Below are 17,947 nucleotides of genomic sequence, written 5' to 3'. Positions count from 1 at the left end.
CAGCAATAGCAGCCCGGCGCACGAGGTGCCGGAAAAAGCGAGGCGGGGCAGGCCCTTGGGAGCCTGCCCCGCCTCTTTGCACCGGCTGATGACCTGCGCCCGACTTTCGGGTTTCCTGTTGCGATGGAGTATGCAGGAACATCTGCCGGCGGGTCTTTGTGCGGAACACCCGCGGCCGTCGGCGCGGCCTAGAGCGTCCTGGGATCTTCGGCGTACATCTTCAACCTGATGTTCAAGGCGTCCGACATGTGGCGGGCCGCGATCTCCCCGGCGAGGGCGGAATTGCCGTCCCCTATGGCGGCCAGCAGGTCGGCGTAATCCGCCAGCACCACCGGCCACCGCCCCGGGTAGGTCAGGGTGGTGAGCGTGTACCGGCGGACCTGTTGGTCCAGGCGTTCGAGCAGTCCGATCAGCGACGGGCTGTGGGTGGCGCGCCACAGCTGGGTATGGAAGGCGCGGTTGGTTTCCGCGAGCGCCCGGCCGTCGCTGGGGTCCAGCTGCTGCATCTGCGTCAGCAGCCCCGTGAGCAGCTGCCGGTCCAGGGCGGTTGCCTTGACGGCAGCCTTGGCCGCGGCGGCCTGCTCCAGGATGATCCTCGACTCGTAGATGTCGATGATCTCCTCGGCTGAATGCGTTCGGACCACCACCGCCTTGCCGCGCCGTTCCACCAGTCCGTCCTGTTCCAGCCGCTGCAGCGCCTCCCGCACCGGTGTCCGGGAGGCCCCGTACCGCTCGGTGAGCTTGGCCTCCGTGAGCGGCTCGTCAGGCGCAAAGACGCTTGCGAGGACATCCTCGCGAAGCCGCTGGTGGATGGGAATGGCCACTTTTTCCTCTTTCCGTTGCTGGTGGGGTTGCTGGGCTGCCTAGGCGATGGAGCCTGCGCGGCGGCCGAAGACGGCTCCCGCCGCAAGCCCGGAGCCGCCGGGGTAGTTTCCGCTGAACAAACCACCCAAGGCTTCACCACAGGCATAGAGCCCATCAAGCGGCCCTGCGTCTTCGGTCAGCACGCGTCCCCAGGTGTCTGTCTTGAGGCCGCCGAATGTGAAGGTGATGCCGCAGGTTACCGGGAACGCGTAGTACGGGCCGGTGGCGATGCTTCGGGCCCAGTTGCTCTTCGGCGGCTGGGTATCCGCCCGGCGCCCGTCCTTGACGTTGGGATCAAACGGGGCGCCCTCGGTGATCGAATCATTAAAGCTCTTCACCGTCTCCTCCAGCCCCTCAGGGCTGATGCCGGCCTTCTGTGCCAGCTCGGCAAGACTCGGCGCAGTGACCACCGAAACCCCCGGCATGTCGTACTCCTCCGCTCGCAGCATGGGACGGGAGGAAGCGTCAAAGATCTGGAAGGCGGCGGAGCCCGGCTGGGCAAGAATGTCCCGGCCGTACTTCGCATAGGTGTAGTTGCGGTAGTCGGCGCCCTCGTCCACGAACCGCTTCCCGTCGCTGTTCACCACGATGCCCAGCGGGTACCCGCCACGGGTGAGCTGGTTGGTGAGTTCCAGGTTGCCCTCGTTCTCCGGGTGCCAGGCGTCCCAGGCGACGCTGTGGCAGGTTGACCAATCGCCGCCCCTGGCCGCGCCGGCGTCCAATGCGGCGACGATCATCTCACCCGTGTTGCCCGGTGTGCCGCGTACCTTCGCGTTCTGCCAGCCCTCCCCCAGGTGTTGGCGGCGCAGTTCAGGTGATGCTTCAAAACCTCCCGAGGCGAGGATGACCGACTCGGCCCGGAGCTCACCTTCTCCGGATGAGGTGCGGTACCGGACTCCGCGGACGCGGCCGTCCTCCTGGATCAGTCCGGTGGCTGCGCAGTCATAGATGACCTCAACGCCCATGCGCTCCGCGGCCGCCCGATGGTCGGTCATGAGCCCCTTTCCGCCTCCCACGTTGCCCACGTGCAGCCCGCCCCAGAACAGATACCCACCGTCCTGGGTCCGGTACGCCTGGCGCTCATACATCAGCCGGTATTTGAGTCCCATGCCGTGAAGCCAACGCAATGTCGGGTTGCTTTCGCTGACCAGGACCGCGGACAACTCGGGGTCGTTGCGCCCTTCAGAGACCTTGGACAGATCGGCAAGGTACTCGGCAGCGGTATAGGCGGGGACTTCACTGACGGCGTGCCGCTCGTCAGGCTCCACGAATTCGGTCAGCTCCTGGAGCCCGTCATGGGAGATGCGGGTGGCGCCGGCGGTGTAGAAGCTGTTGCCGCCCGATGCGGCTTCCCGCGCCTTTTCGAGCAGGACCACTTTGCGTCCACGCTCGGCGGCTGCAAGGGCTGCCGCAAATCCGGCGTTGCCGCCGCCAACCACCAAAACGTCGCTCTTGATCATCATCAGTCTCCTCAGCTCCATCGCTGTACACGATTGTATACATAGGTATGCCGTCGCATGCAATAGCGTCTTGGCGCAGGCTTAACGGGCTCGGCGGGAGCGGTTTATTACCGGGATTTGCGGCTACCCCAGGCGCGGGTGGCTGATTTCCTGGGCGTCGATGTACATCTGGATGCGGATGTTCTTTGCCTCGTCCATGTGGGCGCTGGCGATGCGGCCGGCTTCCTCCGCGTTCCGTGCGCGGATGGCCACCAACAGCTCCTCATGCTCCTTCAGCACGCGGTCCCAGCGCTCCTTGGTGGAGAGCGTGGTGCCGGGGTAGCGGATGAAGTGGACCAGGATCCGGTCCAGCAGGTCAAGGAGGGCGGCGCTGTGGCTGGCGGCCCAGATGCGCTCATGGAAGGTGCGGTTGGCGGCGGCCAGCTCAGCCGGAGTGGCAGCATCGAAATCAAGGGTGACCATGGCCTGGTGGGCGCGGTCGATCAGCATCAGGTCCATGTCGGTGTGCCGGAGAGCCGCGGTTTTTGCGGCCGCCTCCTCCAGGAAGGTCCGCACCTCGTAGAGGTCCAGCATCTCCTCCGGGCGGTACTCCCGCACCTGCATTCGCGAACCGTACCGCTCCACGAGCCCCTCGGTTTCGAGGCGCCGCAAGGCTTCCCTGATGGGCGTCCGGGAGACGTTGTACTTCTTGGCCAGGGCGCTTTCAACGAGCTGGGCACGGGGAGGCAGCTCCTGCGAGATGATGGCGTTCCTGATCATCAGGTAGGGGCTTGTCTCTGGTTGCGACGCCACGGGCGGCCTCCGGTCTTCATGCAAACAAGCGGCAGGACGCGCCGGCGCCATACCTTTAGCCGCAATTCTATCGCACTGCATACCGTTTCGGCGCGCTGTGAACACCGTGCCGATTTTCGGCACACCCGCTGCAGCAGGAAGCCCGCCAAACCACCTTGTCGGTATTCATATTCGAGGGACTGTTGCTTAAGTCATACCAACGGTATACCGTTTGTGACCAACGCCATACAGCAGGGCATGTACCGGATTCTGGTTTGCTCAGCTTTGAACATTCACCCGGCGGCTGCACACGGTGGCACGGGTATTTTCAGGAGAACCAATGACGCTTCTATCCAGGGAAGAGCCGCAGGCCGGCACCCTCCCCGTCACCCCGGTGCCGGCCACCCTCGTCCGTGGCGGCACCAGCAAATGCTGGATATTCCGGGACGAGGACCTTCCGTCTGACGCCCTGGAGACGGACCGCCTCCTTATCCGCACCTTCGGTTCGCCGGACCTCCGCCAAATCGACGGAGTCGGCGGCGCCTCGTCAACCACCAGCAAGGCCATCACCGTGGCCGGCACCGACCCGGACGGAACGGTCCGCTACAGGTTCGCCCAGGTGGCCATCGACAAGCCGGCAGTCGAGTGGGCCAGCAACTGCGGCAACTGCGCAACGGCGCTGGGTCTGTACGCGCTCCACGCCGGGCTGGTCGCTCCCACAGGGGAAGTCACCCGGGTACCCATCCTGAACACCGTGACCGGGCTGCGCCTGATTTGCGAGATCCCCACACCAGGGGCCAAGGTGCCAGCCTACGGCGGGCGGCGACTTGACGGCCAGCATTACCCCGGCGTCCCCATCGATGTCATCTTCCAGAAAACCTCATGGTCCACTTACGGAGCACAGTTCCCTACAGGCAACGCCATCGATGAGCTTGAGGTCGACGGGCAGCGGTACCAGGCGACGCTGATCGACGCAGGCGCGCCGGCCGCACTCTTTGCCGCACAGGACCTGGGGCTGGATGCAACCGGCAGCGAGGAAGCTTTGGAGGCGCTGGTCCGGATCGCTCCGCGGCTGCGCGCTGCGGCCGCCCGCAGGATGGGCCTGCCGCAGGACCTCAGCTCCATTCCGAAGGTGGGCATCGTGGGGCCTCCGCCGGAAGGAACAACCGGCGTTTCCGCCCGGATGATCTCGATGACCGCACTCCACCCCGCCATCGGCCTCACCAGCGCTGTCGCCGTCGCTGCCGCCTCAGGAACAGCAGGCAGCGTGGTGCAGCGCAGCCTGGTTTCGGCTGCGGAGGCCGGACTCTTTATCCACCTGCTGAGAGGCAAGACGGCGCTGGCATTGGATGCAGCCGATCCCACCGAAGTCTCCTTTCAACGCTCGGCCCGCGTCATCAGCGAAAGCACCATTCTGGTGCCCAGTGACTGAAGAAACCCCTACCGGAAAAACCCAGCCAAGGAATCAGCCATGAAAATCAGCATTCAAAACCTGCAGCTGAAGTACGGAAGCTTCACTGCCATCGAAAACCTCAACCTCGACATCGAAGACGGCGAGGCCCTCGTCCTGCTGGGCCAGTCCGGTTGCGGCAAGACCAGCACCATGCGCTGCATCGCCGGCCTGGAGGAACCCACGTCGGGGCGGATCATCATCGACGACGTGGTGGTCTTCGACTCCGAAAAGGGCATCAACCTGCCCCCGAACAAGCGCAACGTCGGCATGGTCTTCCAGTCCTACGCGGTATGGCCGCACATGACGGTGGCCCAGAACGTTGCCTACTCGCTCAAGCAGAAGAAGCTGTCCAAGAGCGAAATCGATGAGCGCGTCATGGAGGCCCTCACGCTGGTGGGCCTGGAGCCCTACGCGGACCGCGGCGCCAGCCTGCTCAGCGGCGGCCAGATGCAGCGCGTCGCGCTGGCGCGCAGCTTGGTCATGCGGCCCAGCGTGCTCATGCTCGACGAACCGCTCTCCAACCTTGACGCCCGCCTGCGTGACCGGCTCCGCGTTGAACTGCGTGAAATCCAGCTCCAGCTGGGGCTCACCTGTGTGTACGTCACCCACGACCAGCACGAAGCCTTCGCACTGGCAGACCGCATCGCCCTGCTCCAGGGCGGCCGGATTGTCCAGATGGGCGCCCCGCAGCACATGTACGAGGCACCCGCCAGCGCTTCGATCGCCCACTTCCTGGGTGTTTCCAACATCATGGACTGCACCCCGGAGGGCACCGCCACCGGGTCCACCACCGCACGCATCACCAACAGCGAGCTCACCATCCAGTCGGCGCAGCAGGCCAGCGACGCCGGCACATCCCCCAAGGTATGCATCCGGGCCGAGGACCTGCAGATCACCGCCATGCCCACCGAACACCCCAACTCATGGCCGGGAACGGTCCGCGTGGCGGGCTTCCAGGGCAACGACATCCGGTACGCCATCCAGCTGGAATCCGGGCCCGAGCTGGACGCCCTGGGGGGACTGCGCCGCGGCGAACAGCACAAAGTGGGGGACCGCGTGTGGGTGACCGTCAACCCCCGCGAAGTCCAGATCCTGCCGGCTGAGGTCCTCGCATGAGCCTCAAGACCACCGAGGCGGCCACCCGCGCCGACGCCCGCCTCGCACCCACGCCGGCGCCCCGGGACTACCGTGCAGCCCGGACCCTTTCAGGCCTCCGAAAGAACACGCCGGGCCTGATCGTCCTGGTCATCCTCGGCGTCCTCATCGTTCTTCCTCTTGCCCTCGTCCTGCTCGCCGCCTTCTCGGACAGCGTTCCCCGGCCCGGCAGCATCTCGCTGGGCGGCCTGACACTGTCCAACCTGGCACTGCTGGCCACCCCGGAAGCACTCGGGGCCCTGGTCAACTCGCTCATGGTCGGTGCCGGCTCAGCGATCGTCGCCCTGCTGATCGGGGCATTCCTGGCCTTCGTGTGTGCCCGCTCCGATGCGCCGTTGCGGAAGTTCATTTTCTTCATCGGGATGGCGCCGATGTTCATTCCCGCTTTGGTGGGCGCATTGGCCTGGTCCCTCCTGTGCTCGCCCAGCGCCGGGTACATCAACATCTTCCTCCGCGACCTGGGCATTGATGCCGCCATCAACATCTACAGCCTGCCGGGCCTGGTGTTCGTGCTGGGAATCTTTTACGCCCCGTACGCTTTCCTGCTGCTGCACAGCTCGCTGTCTATGATGAACGCCGACCTCGAAGAGGCCGCCACCGTCCACGGGGCGCCACTGCGCACCATGCTGCGTACCGTCACCCTGCCCCTGGCCCTGCCGGCCATCCTGGGCTCCGCCGTCCTGGTCTTCGCCTTGACCATGGAGAACTTCCCCGTGGCCCAGGTCATCGGCAACCCCGCCGGCGTGGACACCCTGCCCACCTACATCTACCGCCTTATGAGCGCCACGCCCGCCAAGAGCAACCAGGCGGCGAGTGTCGCCGTGATCCTGACCGTTGCGCTGATGGCCGTGACCCTCATCCAGCAGCGCATCATCAACAAGCGCAAATTCACCACCATGACCGGCAAGGGCAACCGTCCCCGCCAGGTGCCGCTTCGCAAGATGCGCTGGCCGTTCACCATCCTGGCCCTGGCCTACTTCGCCGTTTCGGTGGTCCTGCCGATGCTGGCCCTGCTGGCCGCTTCGATGCAGGCCACCCCGTTCGTGTCCTCGATGTCGCAGCTGCTCGAAGCCAACTCCCTTAGCTTCGCGAAGCTGATCGAGGTCCTGGGATCCAACGACTTCCAGCTCGCCCTGAAGAACAGTGTCCTGGTGGCCCTGATCGCAGCCTTCGCCGGAACCACCCTCAGCTTCATCGCCTCCTACATCCGGTACCGCACCAAGTCCAAGGTGGGACGCCTGATCGAGCTGGTGGCCATGACCCCTCTCGCCGTCCCCGCCATCGTCATGGGCATCGGACTGCTCTGGACCTGGCTGCTGCTGCCCCTGCCCATCTACGGCACCCTGGCGATCCTCGCCGTCGCCTGCGTGGCCGTGTTCATGCCGCAGGGATACCGCGGTGTCTCCGCGTCAATGCTCCAGATGGACCAGGACCTCGAAGACAGCGCCGTGATGCTCGGCGCCGGGCGGACCCGGTCCGTACTGGATGTCACCCTGCCCCTGATGCGCGTCGGCATCATGTCCTCGTTCCTGCTGTTCCTCATGCTCTCCATGCGTGAGCTCAGCGCCTCCATCTTCCTCTTCACCTCGAACACCCGGATCCTGTCCATCCTCGTCTTCGACAACTTCGACAACGGCCAGAGCCAGGCAGCTGCCGCCGTCAGCGTCCTGTACTGCCTCGTCATCGGAATCCTCGCCGTCATCGCCCAAAAAGTCGGCGGCGAACGCAAGACCAAGAACTGACCTCCCACCCACCTTTGAAAGGGACACCACAATGAAGTTAGCGTCCAAACTGCCCGCTTTCACCGCAGCCGGAGTATTGCTAGCCCTCAGCCTTGCCGGCTGCGGAAGCCCCGCCCAGAGTGCCGGCGTGGTCACGGCCACCGCCACCGTAAGCACCGATGACGGACTGGTGATCAACGGCGAGTCCATCGCGGACAAGGCCACGTACGAGAAGGCAAAATCGCAAACCCTGTCCCTGTACTCCGGCTACACCGACTCCTCCGAAAGCGCGCTGGTGGACGCCTTCACCAAGGACACCGGCATCAAGGTCAACGTCGTCCGGCTCACCCCGAACAAGCTCTCCGAGCGCGTACTGTCCGAGCAGGGTGCCGGCAAGCTCAGCGCCGACGTCATCCGCACGTCCGACTACCGGATTGCCAAGTCCATGGAGGACGCCAAGGTCTGGAAGGCCTACGACGTACCCGGTGCCTCGGCCCTCAAGGACGTTTCCGTGGACGGCGGCCAGTTCACCCGCATGTTCAACTCCGTCTACACCCTGGGCTACAACACCCAGTTGGTGAAGGAAGCCGATGCCCCCAAGTCATGGGCGGATGCCGTCGGCGGGAAGTGGCAGGGCAAGCTGGGCATCGTCCAGGGCGGCTCGGGCGGGAGCACAGCTGCGCTGAACAGGTTCATGGAAACCAAGATGGGCGGCGACTACTTCGCCAAGTACGCTGCGCAGAAGCCCAAAATCTATGACTCCCTGGGCGCTGAAGCCACGGCGCTGGCCCGTGGTGAAGTGGCCGTAGGCACGGTCACCATCAGCGGCACCAACATCTCGGCCGTCCAGGACAAGGCTCCGGTCAAGTTCATCGTCCCCGAGGAAGGACTCGTCTCGTACGACTACTACCTGGGCATGACGGGCACCGCCACAAACGTGGAAGCCGCGAAGGTCTTCATGAACTACAACCTTTCCAAGCAGGGCCAGCAGGTCTTCGCGCAGATCGGTGAATACCCGGTCCGCACCGACGTGGCACCGCCCACCATCATGGGCGTGACGCTCCCCGCCGTCGATTCCGGCAAGGTCTACCGCATGCAGAACACCGACGCCGCGACCTACGGCAAGGACGACCTTGCCAAGTGGAACCAGGTCTTCGGCTACACCAAGTAACCCCGAAATCCCACGCCCGGGGACCCGGCCTCCGCCGGGTCCCCGGGCTTCTTGTTTCACACCACCATCAGGAGCCCTGTGACCGCCGTCCACGCCGCCGCACTTCCGGTACCCCGGAACACCTCGTCCCTGCTGGTCCTCCAGGACGGCAGGACCGTCGTCGAACTCGGCGACACCACCCGCGCCAGCTACATCGCCTCTATGCGCAAGAGCCTGCTCTCCATCCTTTTCGGCATCCAGGTGGACGCCGGCACGGTCAGCCTCGACGCCACCCTTGGTGAGCTCGGTGTTGACGATGTGGGCGGCCTGCTGCCCATCGAGCGGACGGCCCGGCTCCGTGACCTGTTGACGTCGCGGTCGGGGGTCTACCATCCGCCGTCCAGCCCGGGCAGTGACGAGGATGCTTTCCCTATACGTGGCACAAAGGCACCCGGGCAATATTTCGTCTACAACAACTGGGATTTCAACGCCGCCGGCGCCATCTTCGAGAAGGCCAGCGGCCTGGCCGTCTTCGATGCGTTCGAGAAGCACCTGGCCGGTCCGCTGGGGTTCGACGACTACGTCCCCACACGCCAGCAGATGCTCGGGGACGACCAAAAGTCCGCCTTCCGGGCTTACCACTTCTTCCTCTCCGCCCGGGACCTGGCGAAGATCGGGCTGCTGATGGCTGCCGGCGGCCAGTGGCAGGGCCGGCAGCATGTCCCCCGGGAATGGGTCAGGGAGAGCGTGGCCACCCATGTGAGGCGCGCAGACATGGCGCCGGCCACCGGTTTTGGCACCTGCGACTACGGCTACCTGTGGTGGCTCCCCCGGGAATCCGGCCCGCAGTGGGAAGGGGCGTTCCTGGCTGCGGGCAACTACGGCCAGTTCCTGCTGGTCCTGCCGGCGATCGGGAGCGTCATTGTGCACCGGCGCGTCGTCAGCGACAGCTTCGCCATCGCACGGAACACCCGCACGGCAACTGCCTCGACGGCAGGCCCCGCTCCGGTGACCCACTCCGAATTCATGGACCTTGCCAGGGCGCTGGTTGCCGGGCCCCTGGCCCGGCAGGCATCAGAAAGGCACGGTACGACGGCGGCCCCATCCATTGTCAGGAAGCCGCGCCCTTAGCGACGGAACGGAACACCTTGGTTGCCTGCTGCGCGGCGGGGCTGAGCCTCCTGTTTGCCAGGTGCGCAAGAAGGATGCGGCGCTTCGGAGCCCCCGCGAGCGGGACTGCAACGACGTCGGGGCGCAGGGCCGTCAGCGCCAGCCTTGGTGCCAGCGCGATCCCGATACCGGCCGCCACCATGCCCTGCGTCTCCTGGTAATCATTGGCCGCGAAGGCGATCCGCGGCTCGAACCCGGCGTCGCGGCATACCCGGCTGAGGACATCGGCCACGGGGTGCTCATCGCGCACCACCCATTCCTGGTCGCTCAATGCGCCGATGCGGACCGAGCGCAGTTTCGCAATGGGATGCTCCCGCGGGACCAGCAGCATTGTTGGATCGTTCATCAGCGTGGCCAGGGTCAAGTCAGGATCCTGGATCTGCTGCCAGGGGTAGTCCCACAGCAGCGTCAGCTCGATTTCCCGCCGCCGCAACCGTTCCAGCAAACCGTCCCGCCGGGCGCTCACCACCGTTACCGCCACCTCCGGATGGCGGGCGCGGAACGCCAGCACCACATCCGGCATCAGGGAGGCCCCGCCGGTGGGAAAGGTCCCGAGCCGCAGTTGGCCGCGCCGAAGGCCCGCGAACTCCCCCATTTCGGCACGGGCAGCTTCCACGGTCCTGTCGATCTCGTCGGCGTAGTGCAGCAGGGCGTGCCCCGCCTCGGTCAGGACCACGCCCCGCGGGTGGCGCTCGATCAGGACCACACCCATCTCCTGCTCGAGTTTGGCGATCTGCTGCGACACCGCTGACGTGGTGAAGGAGAGTGCGGCGGCAGCGGAGGTCAGGGAGCCGGAACGGCCCACCTCGCGGAGCACATGGAGCCGGTGGAGGTCAAGGATTGCCATGCATTGAGTTTAGCAAAAGTAGATAGTCGTCCACTTATTTGCGATTGTGCTGAAGGCTGCCATCCCGGATCGTAGAAGGACAAGGTGCTGTGAAGTAGGGCACCTGCAAGTTACGAGGGAGAAATACAGTGGGACTCAAAGGACATTGGTACCGGGGCGGCACCAGCAAGTGCTGGCTCTTCGATGCCAGGGACGTGGCCCTCCACGCCCCCACCCGCGAGGACATCCCCGCACTGCTGTCCGCCGCATTCGGCGCAGCGGATGCGCGGCAGCTGGACGGCGTCGGGGGCGGAACGTCCACCACGTCGAAGGCCGCGGTCATCTGGGCCACCCCTGGCGCGGAGGCAGACCTCGACTACCTTTTCGCCCAGGTGGGGATCGGCGACCCCACCGTTGAGCTGGGTTCCAACTGCGGCAACTGCGCCACCGCCATTGCCCTGTTCGCAGTCCAGACGGGCATCGTTCCCGCCGGGGACGGCATGACCAAGGTCCGCATGCGCCACGTCACCTCCGGCGCCGTGCTCAGCGGAGCGGTTCCAACTCCCGGCGGCCACATTCCCAAATCGGGCCTGGCACGGGTTCCGGGCAGCAGCGCCGCCGGTGTTCCCGTCAGCCTCTCGTTCCACGGCCCCTGGGGCCAGAACACCGGCGCACTCCTGCCCACCGGCAACACGGTGGACCAGCTTGAGGTCAACGGCAGGATCCTGGACGCAACGATGGTGGACGCCGGCGCCCCTGCCGTGCTCCTCGCAGCCGACCAGGCCGGCGTCGACCTTTCCTCGATGACGGACAACCTCTCCGCGCAGTTGCCCACCCTCATTGCGGCACGGGCATCAGCAGGCCTGATCATGGGGCTGCGCAAGCCTGAGGATCCGCCGCAGAACGCTGTCCCGAAAGTCGGGGTTGTGGCGCCTGCCGGGGACTACATCGCCGCGGACGGAACCACCATCACCGCCGCAAGCCACGACGTGCGGGTGCGGATGCTGTCCATGCTCGCGCCCCACCCGGCCATCGGCCTCACCTCAGCCGTGGCAGTGGCCCTCGCAGCCTCGCTGCCGTCGTCGGTGGTAGCCAACGCAGCAGCCCAATCATCCTCCGCCGGCACCGGAACTCCCCGCTTGCTGCGGATCGGGACACCTGCCGGCGTGATCACCGCCGAAATTATCACCGATGACACCGGCACCGTCAGCGAAGTGGCCCTCCACCGGGCAGCCCGCCACATCGCCACCGCAGATATCGACGTGGCCCCGGCCGCCGAGCTGTCTGCCTAACACCCCTATCTCTTTGCCCCATCATTAAGGGGCCGCACCAACCAGGAAGTTGTTCAATGAAGATCAAATCCATCCTCGGACACCTGTATGTCCAGGTACTCATCGGAGTCGCCCTCGGCGTCGTTGTGGGCGCGCTGTGGCCGGACCTCGGTTCGTCCCTCAAGCCCATCGGCGACGGCTTCGTGAAACTCGTGAAGTTCATGATCGCCCCCATCGTGTTCTGTACCATCGTGGGAGGCATCACGTCGCTGAGGGACACCAAGAAGGTGGGCCCCACCCTGATCCGTTCGCTGGGCCTCTTCTACGCGCTGACGGCACTCGCCCTGGCCCTGGGCCTGGCCGCGGTGACGCTGTTCCAGCCCGGCGCCGGGATGCACATCGATCCCACGCATCTGGACTCCTCGGTGGCGCAGAAGTACACCACGCAGCTGCCCAGCAGCAACCCCGTGGACTTCATCCTCAGCATCATCCCCACCACCTTCGTTGGCGCCTTCGCCGATGGTGAAGTCCTGCCCGTGCTGGTCATTGCACTGCTGTGCGGCTTCGCCTTCAGCAAGCTCGGCGCACCGGGCCAGCTGGCCCTGAACGTGGTCAACAGCTTCAACAAGCTGCTCTTCATCATGTTTGGCTACATCATGAAGGTGGCTCCGCTGGGAGCCTTTGGGGCCATGGCCTTCACGGTGGGCAAGTACGGCGCCCACTCCATCGGCAACCTCGGCATGCTGATCCTTGCCTTCTACGCCGCCTGCATCGTCTTCGTGGTGGTCGGCCTGGGCATCCTGGCCAAGGTGACCGGCTTCAGCCTGTGGCAGATCCTGCGCTACTTCAAGGACGAATTCCTGATCGTCCTGGCCACGTCCTCCAGCGAACCGGTCCTGCCGCGCCTGCTGTCCAAGCTCGAGCGGATCGGCTGCGACCGCAGCGTTGTAGGACTCGTGGTCCCCACCGGTTACTCCTTCAACCTCACCGGCACGGCCATTTACCTCACCCTGGCCTCCATGTTCATCGCCCAGGCCTGCGACATCCACCTGAGCTGGGGCCAGATCCTGCTGATGCTCGGCATGATGCTGCTGACCTCCAAGGGCGCGGCGGGCGTCACCGGCAGCGGCTTCGTGGCCCTGGTGGCCACCCTGACAGTCATGCCCACCCTGCCGGTGGCCGGCGTGGCCCTCATCGTTGGCATCGACCGGTTCATGAGCGAGGCCCGCGCCCTCACCAGCACGGTCTGCAACATCGTCTCCTGCGTGGCAATCGCCAAGTGGCAGGGTGAGCTGGACATGGTCAAGCTCCGCTCCGAGCTCCAGGCGGGCTTCGTGCCCACCGAGGCGGAGAAGGTTCAGCTGGCCGAACCGGCCCTGGCCCACTAACCGGCCGCCAAGCCACCACCCCAGGGTTTGCCCGGGACCCCGGAACGGGTCCCGGGCAGATCCCTGAGCGGGGTACCACTGCACAAACCCACACGGAAAGGACCCGCCAATGAGCCAGCGCCAAACGGAGCAGGACATTGCAGAAGACTGCGATGAAGGCACCTGCTTCTACTGCCAGAGCCCGGAAACCGACTAGCGGCCCAGCTGTCGGGCCCTACACCCACTGCTCCCATACCGTCAGCTTGAGGGTGATGCTCCCGGACGAACCAGCCACCACAGCACCAGCCCCCACGGAAGGGTCGACGGCGGCACCCGCCCTGCCGCCGTCGTCGTCCCGTCCGGCAAAACCAGCCTTCCAATTAAAGCCAGCCCAGCCGACGAAACCGGCCCAGCGCATCAGGCGCGGACCGCCGCGGCGGCCTCATCGGCGGTACGCACCGGCGTTTCCAGCCCCAGGTGCTCGCGGAGCGTGCTGCCCCGGTACTCGGTGGGGTACACGCCGCGTTCCTGGAGTTCCGGGACCAGATGGTTCACGATGTCATCCAGGCCGGTGGGGATCAGCCACGGGGAAATGTTGAATCCGTCCACCGCCCCCACCCGCGCGTACTCGGCCAGGTGATCGGCCACGGCAGTGTAGGAGCCGGTGAACGTGGAATCGATCCGCGCGGTCTTCGAGGTGACGAACTGCCGGATGGACAGCCCCTTGTCCTTGGCTTCCGCCCGCCACTGGTCCGCCAGCTGCCGGGCCTTGGCGCCATGGAAACCACTGCCCCGGGTTTCAGACGTTTCCTCCACCACCGGATCGATCTCCGGCAGGGGGCCGTCCGGATCGTAGGAGGACAGCTCGCGGCCCCAGAACTGCTCCAGGTAGGCAATGGCCTGCTGCGGGCCGATCTGCAAGCTGCGCACCCACTCCTTCTTCTCCGCGGCTTCGGCGGCAGTAGGCGCCAGGATGAACTCGCTGGCCGGCATGATCTGCACGACGTTGGCGCCACGGCCAGCGGCCACGGACCGCTCCACGAGGTCCTTCCGGAAGTCCACGGCGTCGTCGAACTTCGGGTGGGCAGAGAAGATCACGTCCGCCTGCCGGGCTGCGAAGTTGCGGCCCTCGGGCGAGTCGCCGGCCTGGAACAGCACCGGCCGGTACTGGGCGCTGCGCGGCAGCCGCGGCGTGACGTCCACCGTATAGTGCTGCCCCTGATGAAGCACCCGGCGGGCAGGGCCGTCCGGCGTCTCCCATGAATCCCAGATCCGCTTGGCTGTCTCCACGAATGCTTCGGCGTGCTTGTACCGGTCGGCGTGGTCCAGGTAGCCGCCGCGGCGGAAGTTCGCACCGGTCCAGGCGTTGTCAGTGGTCACGATGTTCCACGCCGCGCGGCCGCCCGAGATCAGGTCCAGGGAGGCGAGCCGGTGCGCCAAATCGGCGGGATCGTTGTAGGTGGTGTTCTGGGTCGCCACCAGGCCGATGTTCTTCGTCACCGACGCCAGGGCGGCGAGCATGGTTTGTGCATCCGGCCTGCCCACCACGTCCAGCGCGTGCGGGCGGCCCAGGTGCTCCCGCAGGCGCAGCCCCTCGCCCAGGAAGAACGCGGCGAACAGGCCCCGCTCCGCGGTCTGGGCGATCCGGCGGAACGATTCGAAGTCCGTCTGCGAGCCCGATTCGGCGGCCTTCCAGATGGTGCCCGAGTTGACGCCCTGGAAGAAGACCCCAAACTGGATCTGGCCGCTCGGGATGAAGATCTCGGATTTAGCACGGGTGTGCTGTGTCATGTTTTTCCCTTACTTTCCGGCGCCGGCAGGCGCAGCAGCGGCGGCGGTTGCATAGCGGCTGGCCGGGCGCTCCAGGCCGAGCAGGTCGCGGAAGGTTCCGTCCTGCGCCACCGGGCGGAGTGCTCCGCGGCGCCGCAGTTCCGGAAGGACCAGCCGGCCCAGTTCCTCCACGTCAATAAAGAGCGACGCCGGGTGCAGCCGCACGCCGTCGGCCTCCTTTAGAAGGTCGGCGAGGAAGTCGGTGAGGCCGGCCGCAGAACCTGCGAAAGCCGCCCGGCCGCCGTCGAACGATGCGTCCCGCGCCGCCGCGTCCTGTCCGCGGGCGTCCAGGACGACGTCGAGCTCGGCGATCACGGCAACGGACGTCCCCACCCGGGTCCGGACGTCGGGGACCTCAGCCGCCAGCAGTTCCGCTGCGGGCGCGGACACCAGCACGGCATCCACCGCGTCCGCCGGAACTTCTCCGAGCAGGGACGCGGGAACCAGCACCGGCAACTGCCCCTGGAGCGGCCGCGGAATGATGGATGGCCCCTTCACCGAGTACCCAACACCGGCAAACCCGGCAGGCGTCTGGAAATCAACGTAGTGCAGCTTGTCCACGTCGATGTACCGGCCGGTGGCAACATCGCGGATCACGGCGTCGTCCTCCCATGAATCCCACAGCCGGCGGGACACCTCGATGGAGGCGGCCGCTTCCTGCCCCAGCGCCTCGCCGGTCACGGCGGAACGGCCGACGGCGGCGGCCGCTTCAGGTGCGTCGGCGGCGGTGGCGATCCACCCGGCCCGGCCGCGGGACACGTAATCCAGGCTGGCCAGCTGGGTGGAGACGTGGAAGGGCTCGGTGTAGACGGTGTCCACCTCCGGGACCAGCGCAATGGTGTGCGTCACCGGCCCCGCGAAGGCTGCCCGCTGCAGGGCGTTGGCCCGGCCGGGAACCGGTGCGTCGGTGAAGGTGGCGGCGTGGAAGCCGGCCGACTCCGCTGCCAGCACGGCGCGGGCAAGGTCCGCACCGTCCCAGCCGGCGCCGTCGAGCTCGATCGCCAGGAAGCCCGGCTTTTCAAAGTTGCTCACTGCTGGTCCTGACGTTCGTAGGGAATCTTTTCGCCGGCTTCGATGGCCACGGGCAGGCGGTTTTCGGCTGGCGGCAGCGGGCAGGTGGCCAGGTCCGTGTAGGCGCACGGCAGGTTCACGGCCCGGTTGAAGTCCAGCAGCACGGACCCGTCCGCGGCGGGCACCACCGAGAGGGAGCGGTTGGCCGCGTAGGTGGTTTTGCCGGAGGTCTGGTCGGTGAACAGCACGGACAGGGAGCCGGGCGCGTGGCCGTTGAACGCGGTCAGCGCCAGCTCCTGGCCGGCCAGCTTGAAGCGGATTTCCCCGGGTGCCTCGTAGACATGCTGGATGCCTTCCACGGCTGCACCCACGGTGGTGGGGCGCGGCGCCTCGAACGGCACGAAGGTTCCGCGGACGGCATAGGCAGCGTCCGGGGAGTAGGTGGGCGTGCCTTGGTAGGCCTGCAGGAGCGGGTTTTCGGGGTGACGCGGCCGCACGATGTACTCGCCGCCCCGCTTGGCCAGTTCAATGACGGTCTCGCCGGAGACCAGGTTGATGCCGCCGCGTTCTTCGACAGGCCCGAACTCCAGCGATGCGCCGGCTTCGGTGTTCAGCTCCGTGCCGTCCTGCTGCAGGCTGTCACCCGGTTCCAAAAGGACGCGGACGACGTCGGCCGCCACGCTCCAGGTGCCCGGGGCACCTTCCAGCGGGGCGGGTTCGCTGCCCAGCCAGTGCAGGTGGGTCACCGCCAGGAAGCCGTGCGGGTGGGCGCGGTGCTGTTCGTGGGCGGCGTGCCATTCCTGCCAGTCGGTGTCGAAGGACTCGAGGGCGGTTTCAGTGTGTACGGCGTTCATGAGGCCTTCCCGGACGGTGCGGAGGTAGCCGTTGCCTGGGTGGCCGCGAAATTCTCATCGGTGATGGTCTTGGATTCGGGCAGGGCTTCCTCGGACAGGCCCCAGCGCTCCAGGACCTTGCCGTAGGAGCCGTCCTTGATGGCCGAGTTGAGGGCCTCGGAGATGACCGGCGCCAGGCCGTTGCCGCGCAGGGTGGTGGCTGCCACCAGGGTTTCGGACGGCCAGCCTGCGTTCACTTTGCCCACCACCTTCAGGTCGTCCCGGGTGTTTTCCCGGTACACGGTGGACGGGTAGGGGGCGATGTTAAGGTCCGTCCGGCCGGAGGAGAGCGCCAGGATGGTGTCGGCGTCGGACGAGTAGTACTGCAGCGTTGCCGGGGCCTTCCCCTTGGCCTCCAGTTCCTTGTTCCAGGCCAGCAGGATCTTCTCCTGGTTGGTGCCGGACCCAACGGAGACCTTCAGGCCGGAGATGTCGTCCGCGCCCTTGATGTCATAGGTGGCCGACTTCTTGGCCTCGAAGCCCATGTAGGCGGCGCGGTAGCTGGCGAAGTCGAACAGTTTCACCCGGTCCTTGTTCACGCCCACGTTGGAGAAGACGGCCTCAAAATCGCCGGACTGGGTCTTCAGCGGCCAGTTCTCCCAGGACGTGACCTGCACGTCCAGCTCCAGGCCCAGTTTGTCCGCCACCAGCTGGGCGATGTCCAGCTCGGAGCCGATCGGCGTCTTGTCGTCCGTGGCGTGGAAGGACAGCGGGATGGAACCGGCCGTGGTGGCCACCGTCAGCTTGCCGTCCTTGCTGATCCGGGCGGGAACCTTGGCGGCGAGCGCCGGGTCCTTCTCCGCGCGGATCCGCTGCTGGTCCGGGGACGTGTTGTAGACCACGCCGTTGCGGGCCGCCGTCGTCTGCGCGCCGCCGCTGGGGTTGCCGGCGGCCGAAGCACCGGGGTCGGCGCACCCTGCCAGCGCGGCGGTGCCAAGGAGGACGACGGCGGGAAGCACCGCGAGCGCGCGGCTGCGGCGGAGGCCGGGGGTGGAGAAAGCCATG

16 protein-coding genes are annotated in these 17,947 nt (G+C 66.4%); 7 read left to right on the top strand and 9 right to left on the bottom strand.

The annotated features are described in order from the left end of the window. Positions 1-188: 188 nt before the first annotated feature. The 3 genes from AC4EEO_RS00145 to AC4EEO_RS00135 form a co-directional block, all read right to left on the bottom strand. Positions 189-824 carry a GntR family transcriptional regulator gene (locus AC4EEO_RS00145; protein WP_285320210.1) on the bottom strand — a complete coding sequence of 212 codons (636 nt, stop codon included), beginning with the start codon at positions 822-824 and terminating at the stop codon, positions 189-191. Between the two features lie 39 nt (positions 825-863). Beyond that, positions 864-2,327 carry an FAD-dependent tricarballylate dehydrogenase TcuA gene (gene tcuA, locus AC4EEO_RS00140; RefSeq protein ID WP_285320209.1) on the bottom strand — a complete coding sequence of 488 codons (1,464 nt, stop codon included), beginning with the start codon at positions 2,325-2,327 and terminating at the stop codon, positions 864-866. 120 nt (positions 2,328-2,447) lie between these two features. Then, positions 2,448-3,116, bottom strand: coding sequence for a GntR family transcriptional regulator (locus tag AC4EEO_RS00135; RefSeq protein ID WP_223992974.1), 669 nt, complete (start codon positions 3,114-3,116; stop codon positions 2,448-2,450). A gap of 319 nt (positions 3,117-3,435) precedes the next feature. Here AC4EEO_RS00135 and AC4EEO_RS00130 point away from each other — a divergent pair, with 319 nt between their 5' ends. The 5 genes from AC4EEO_RS00130 (at position 3,436) to AC4EEO_RS00110 (ending at position 9,705) form a co-directional block, all read left to right on the top strand. Beyond that, entirely contained in the window at positions 3,436-4,527 is a 1,092-nt protein-coding gene (locus AC4EEO_RS00130; RefSeq protein ID WP_285320208.1) for a PrpF domain-containing protein, read from the top strand. A gap of 39 nt (positions 4,528-4,566) precedes the next feature. Continuing rightward, positions 4,567-5,664: an ABC transporter ATP-binding protein gene (locus AC4EEO_RS00125; RefSeq protein ID WP_109045441.1), complete on the top strand. Its 1,098-nt coding sequence runs from the start codon at positions 4,567-4,569 to the stop codon at positions 5,662-5,664. After that, positions 5,661-7,445, top strand: coding sequence for an ABC transporter permease (locus AC4EEO_RS00120; protein WP_018763863.1), 1,785 nt, complete (start codon positions 5,661-5,663; stop codon positions 7,443-7,445). Before AC4EEO_RS00125 ends, AC4EEO_RS00120 begins: the two co-directional genes overlap by 4 nt. Positions 7,446-7,476: 31 nt before the next feature. Beyond that, the gene (locus AC4EEO_RS00115; protein ID WP_285320207.1) at positions 7,477-8,595 is read left to right on the top strand and encodes an ABC transporter substrate-binding protein; all 1,119 of its coding nucleotides are present in this window, start codon (positions 7,477-7,479) and stop codon (positions 8,593-8,595) included. A 78-nt stretch (positions 8,596-8,673) separates the two neighbouring features. Continuing rightward, positions 8,674-9,705, top strand: a complete 1,032-nt coding sequence (locus AC4EEO_RS00110; RefSeq protein ID WP_491339583.1) for a serine hydrolase domain-containing protein — start codon at positions 8,674-8,676, stop codon at positions 9,703-9,705. On the opposite strand, the gene AC4EEO_RS00105 is transcribed toward AC4EEO_RS00110, so the two are convergent. Then, positions 9,686-10,591 carry a LysR family transcriptional regulator gene (locus tag AC4EEO_RS00105; protein WP_109045438.1) on the bottom strand — a complete coding sequence of 302 codons (906 nt, stop codon included), beginning with the start codon at positions 10,589-10,591 and terminating at the stop codon, positions 9,686-9,688. The genes AC4EEO_RS00110 and AC4EEO_RS00105 overlap by 20 nt on opposite strands. Positions 10,592-10,719: 128 nt before the next feature. Here AC4EEO_RS00105 and AC4EEO_RS00100 point away from each other — a divergent pair, with 128 nt between their 5' ends. Both AC4EEO_RS00100 and dctA read left to right on the top strand, forming a co-directional pair. After that, the gene (locus tag AC4EEO_RS00100; protein ID WP_491339582.1) at positions 10,720-11,862 is read left to right on the top strand and encodes a PrpF domain-containing protein; all 1,143 of its coding nucleotides are present in this window, start codon (positions 10,720-10,722) and stop codon (positions 11,860-11,862) included. Between the two features lie 56 nt (positions 11,863-11,918). Beyond that, positions 11,919-13,229, top strand: coding sequence for a C4-dicarboxylate transporter DctA (gene dctA / locus AC4EEO_RS00095; protein ID WP_018763858.1), 1,311 nt, complete (start codon positions 11,919-11,921; stop codon positions 13,227-13,229). A 214-nt stretch (positions 13,230-13,443) separates the two neighbouring features. Here dctA and AC4EEO_RS00090 read toward each other — a convergent pair whose 3' ends face one another. From AC4EEO_RS00090 to AC4EEO_RS00070, 5 genes are read right to left on the bottom strand one after another with little or no spacing between them, the layout of a single operon-like run. Continuing rightward, the gene (locus tag AC4EEO_RS00090) at positions 13,444-13,626 is read right to left on the bottom strand and encodes a hypothetical protein (protein WP_491339581.1); all 183 of its coding nucleotides are present in this window, start codon (positions 13,624-13,626) and stop codon (positions 13,444-13,446) included. Further along, a complete protein-coding gene (locus AC4EEO_RS00085) occupies positions 13,626-14,999 on the bottom strand; it encodes an NtaA/DmoA family FMN-dependent monooxygenase (protein ID WP_491339580.1) in 1,374 nt (457 codons plus the stop codon). Before AC4EEO_RS00085 ends, AC4EEO_RS00090 begins: the two co-directional genes overlap by 1 nt. 9 nt (positions 15,000-15,008) lie before the next feature. Beyond that, on the bottom strand, positions 15,009-16,070 hold the full coding sequence (locus AC4EEO_RS00080) for an LLM class oxidoreductase (RefSeq protein ID WP_491339579.1): 1,062 nt from the start codon (positions 16,068-16,070) through the stop codon (positions 15,009-15,011). Then, entirely contained in the window at positions 16,067-16,903 is an 837-nt protein-coding gene (locus tag AC4EEO_RS00075) for a DUF1684 domain-containing protein (protein WP_491339578.1), read from the bottom strand. Before AC4EEO_RS00075 ends, AC4EEO_RS00080 begins: the two co-directional genes overlap by 4 nt. Then, the gene (locus AC4EEO_RS00070; RefSeq protein WP_491339577.1) at positions 16,900-17,946 is read right to left on the bottom strand and encodes a transporter substrate-binding domain-containing protein; all 1,047 of its coding nucleotides are present in this window, start codon (positions 17,944-17,946) and stop codon (positions 16,900-16,902) included. The genes AC4EEO_RS00075 and AC4EEO_RS00070 overlap by 4 nt, the downstream gene beginning before the upstream one ends. Position 17,947 lies beyond the last annotated feature (1 nt).

This window comes from Pseudarthrobacter sp. MOO13 (assembly GCF_058267655.1).
Note: the sequence above shows the minus strand (reverse complement) of the source record. Positions and strands in the feature narration are given on the sequence as shown.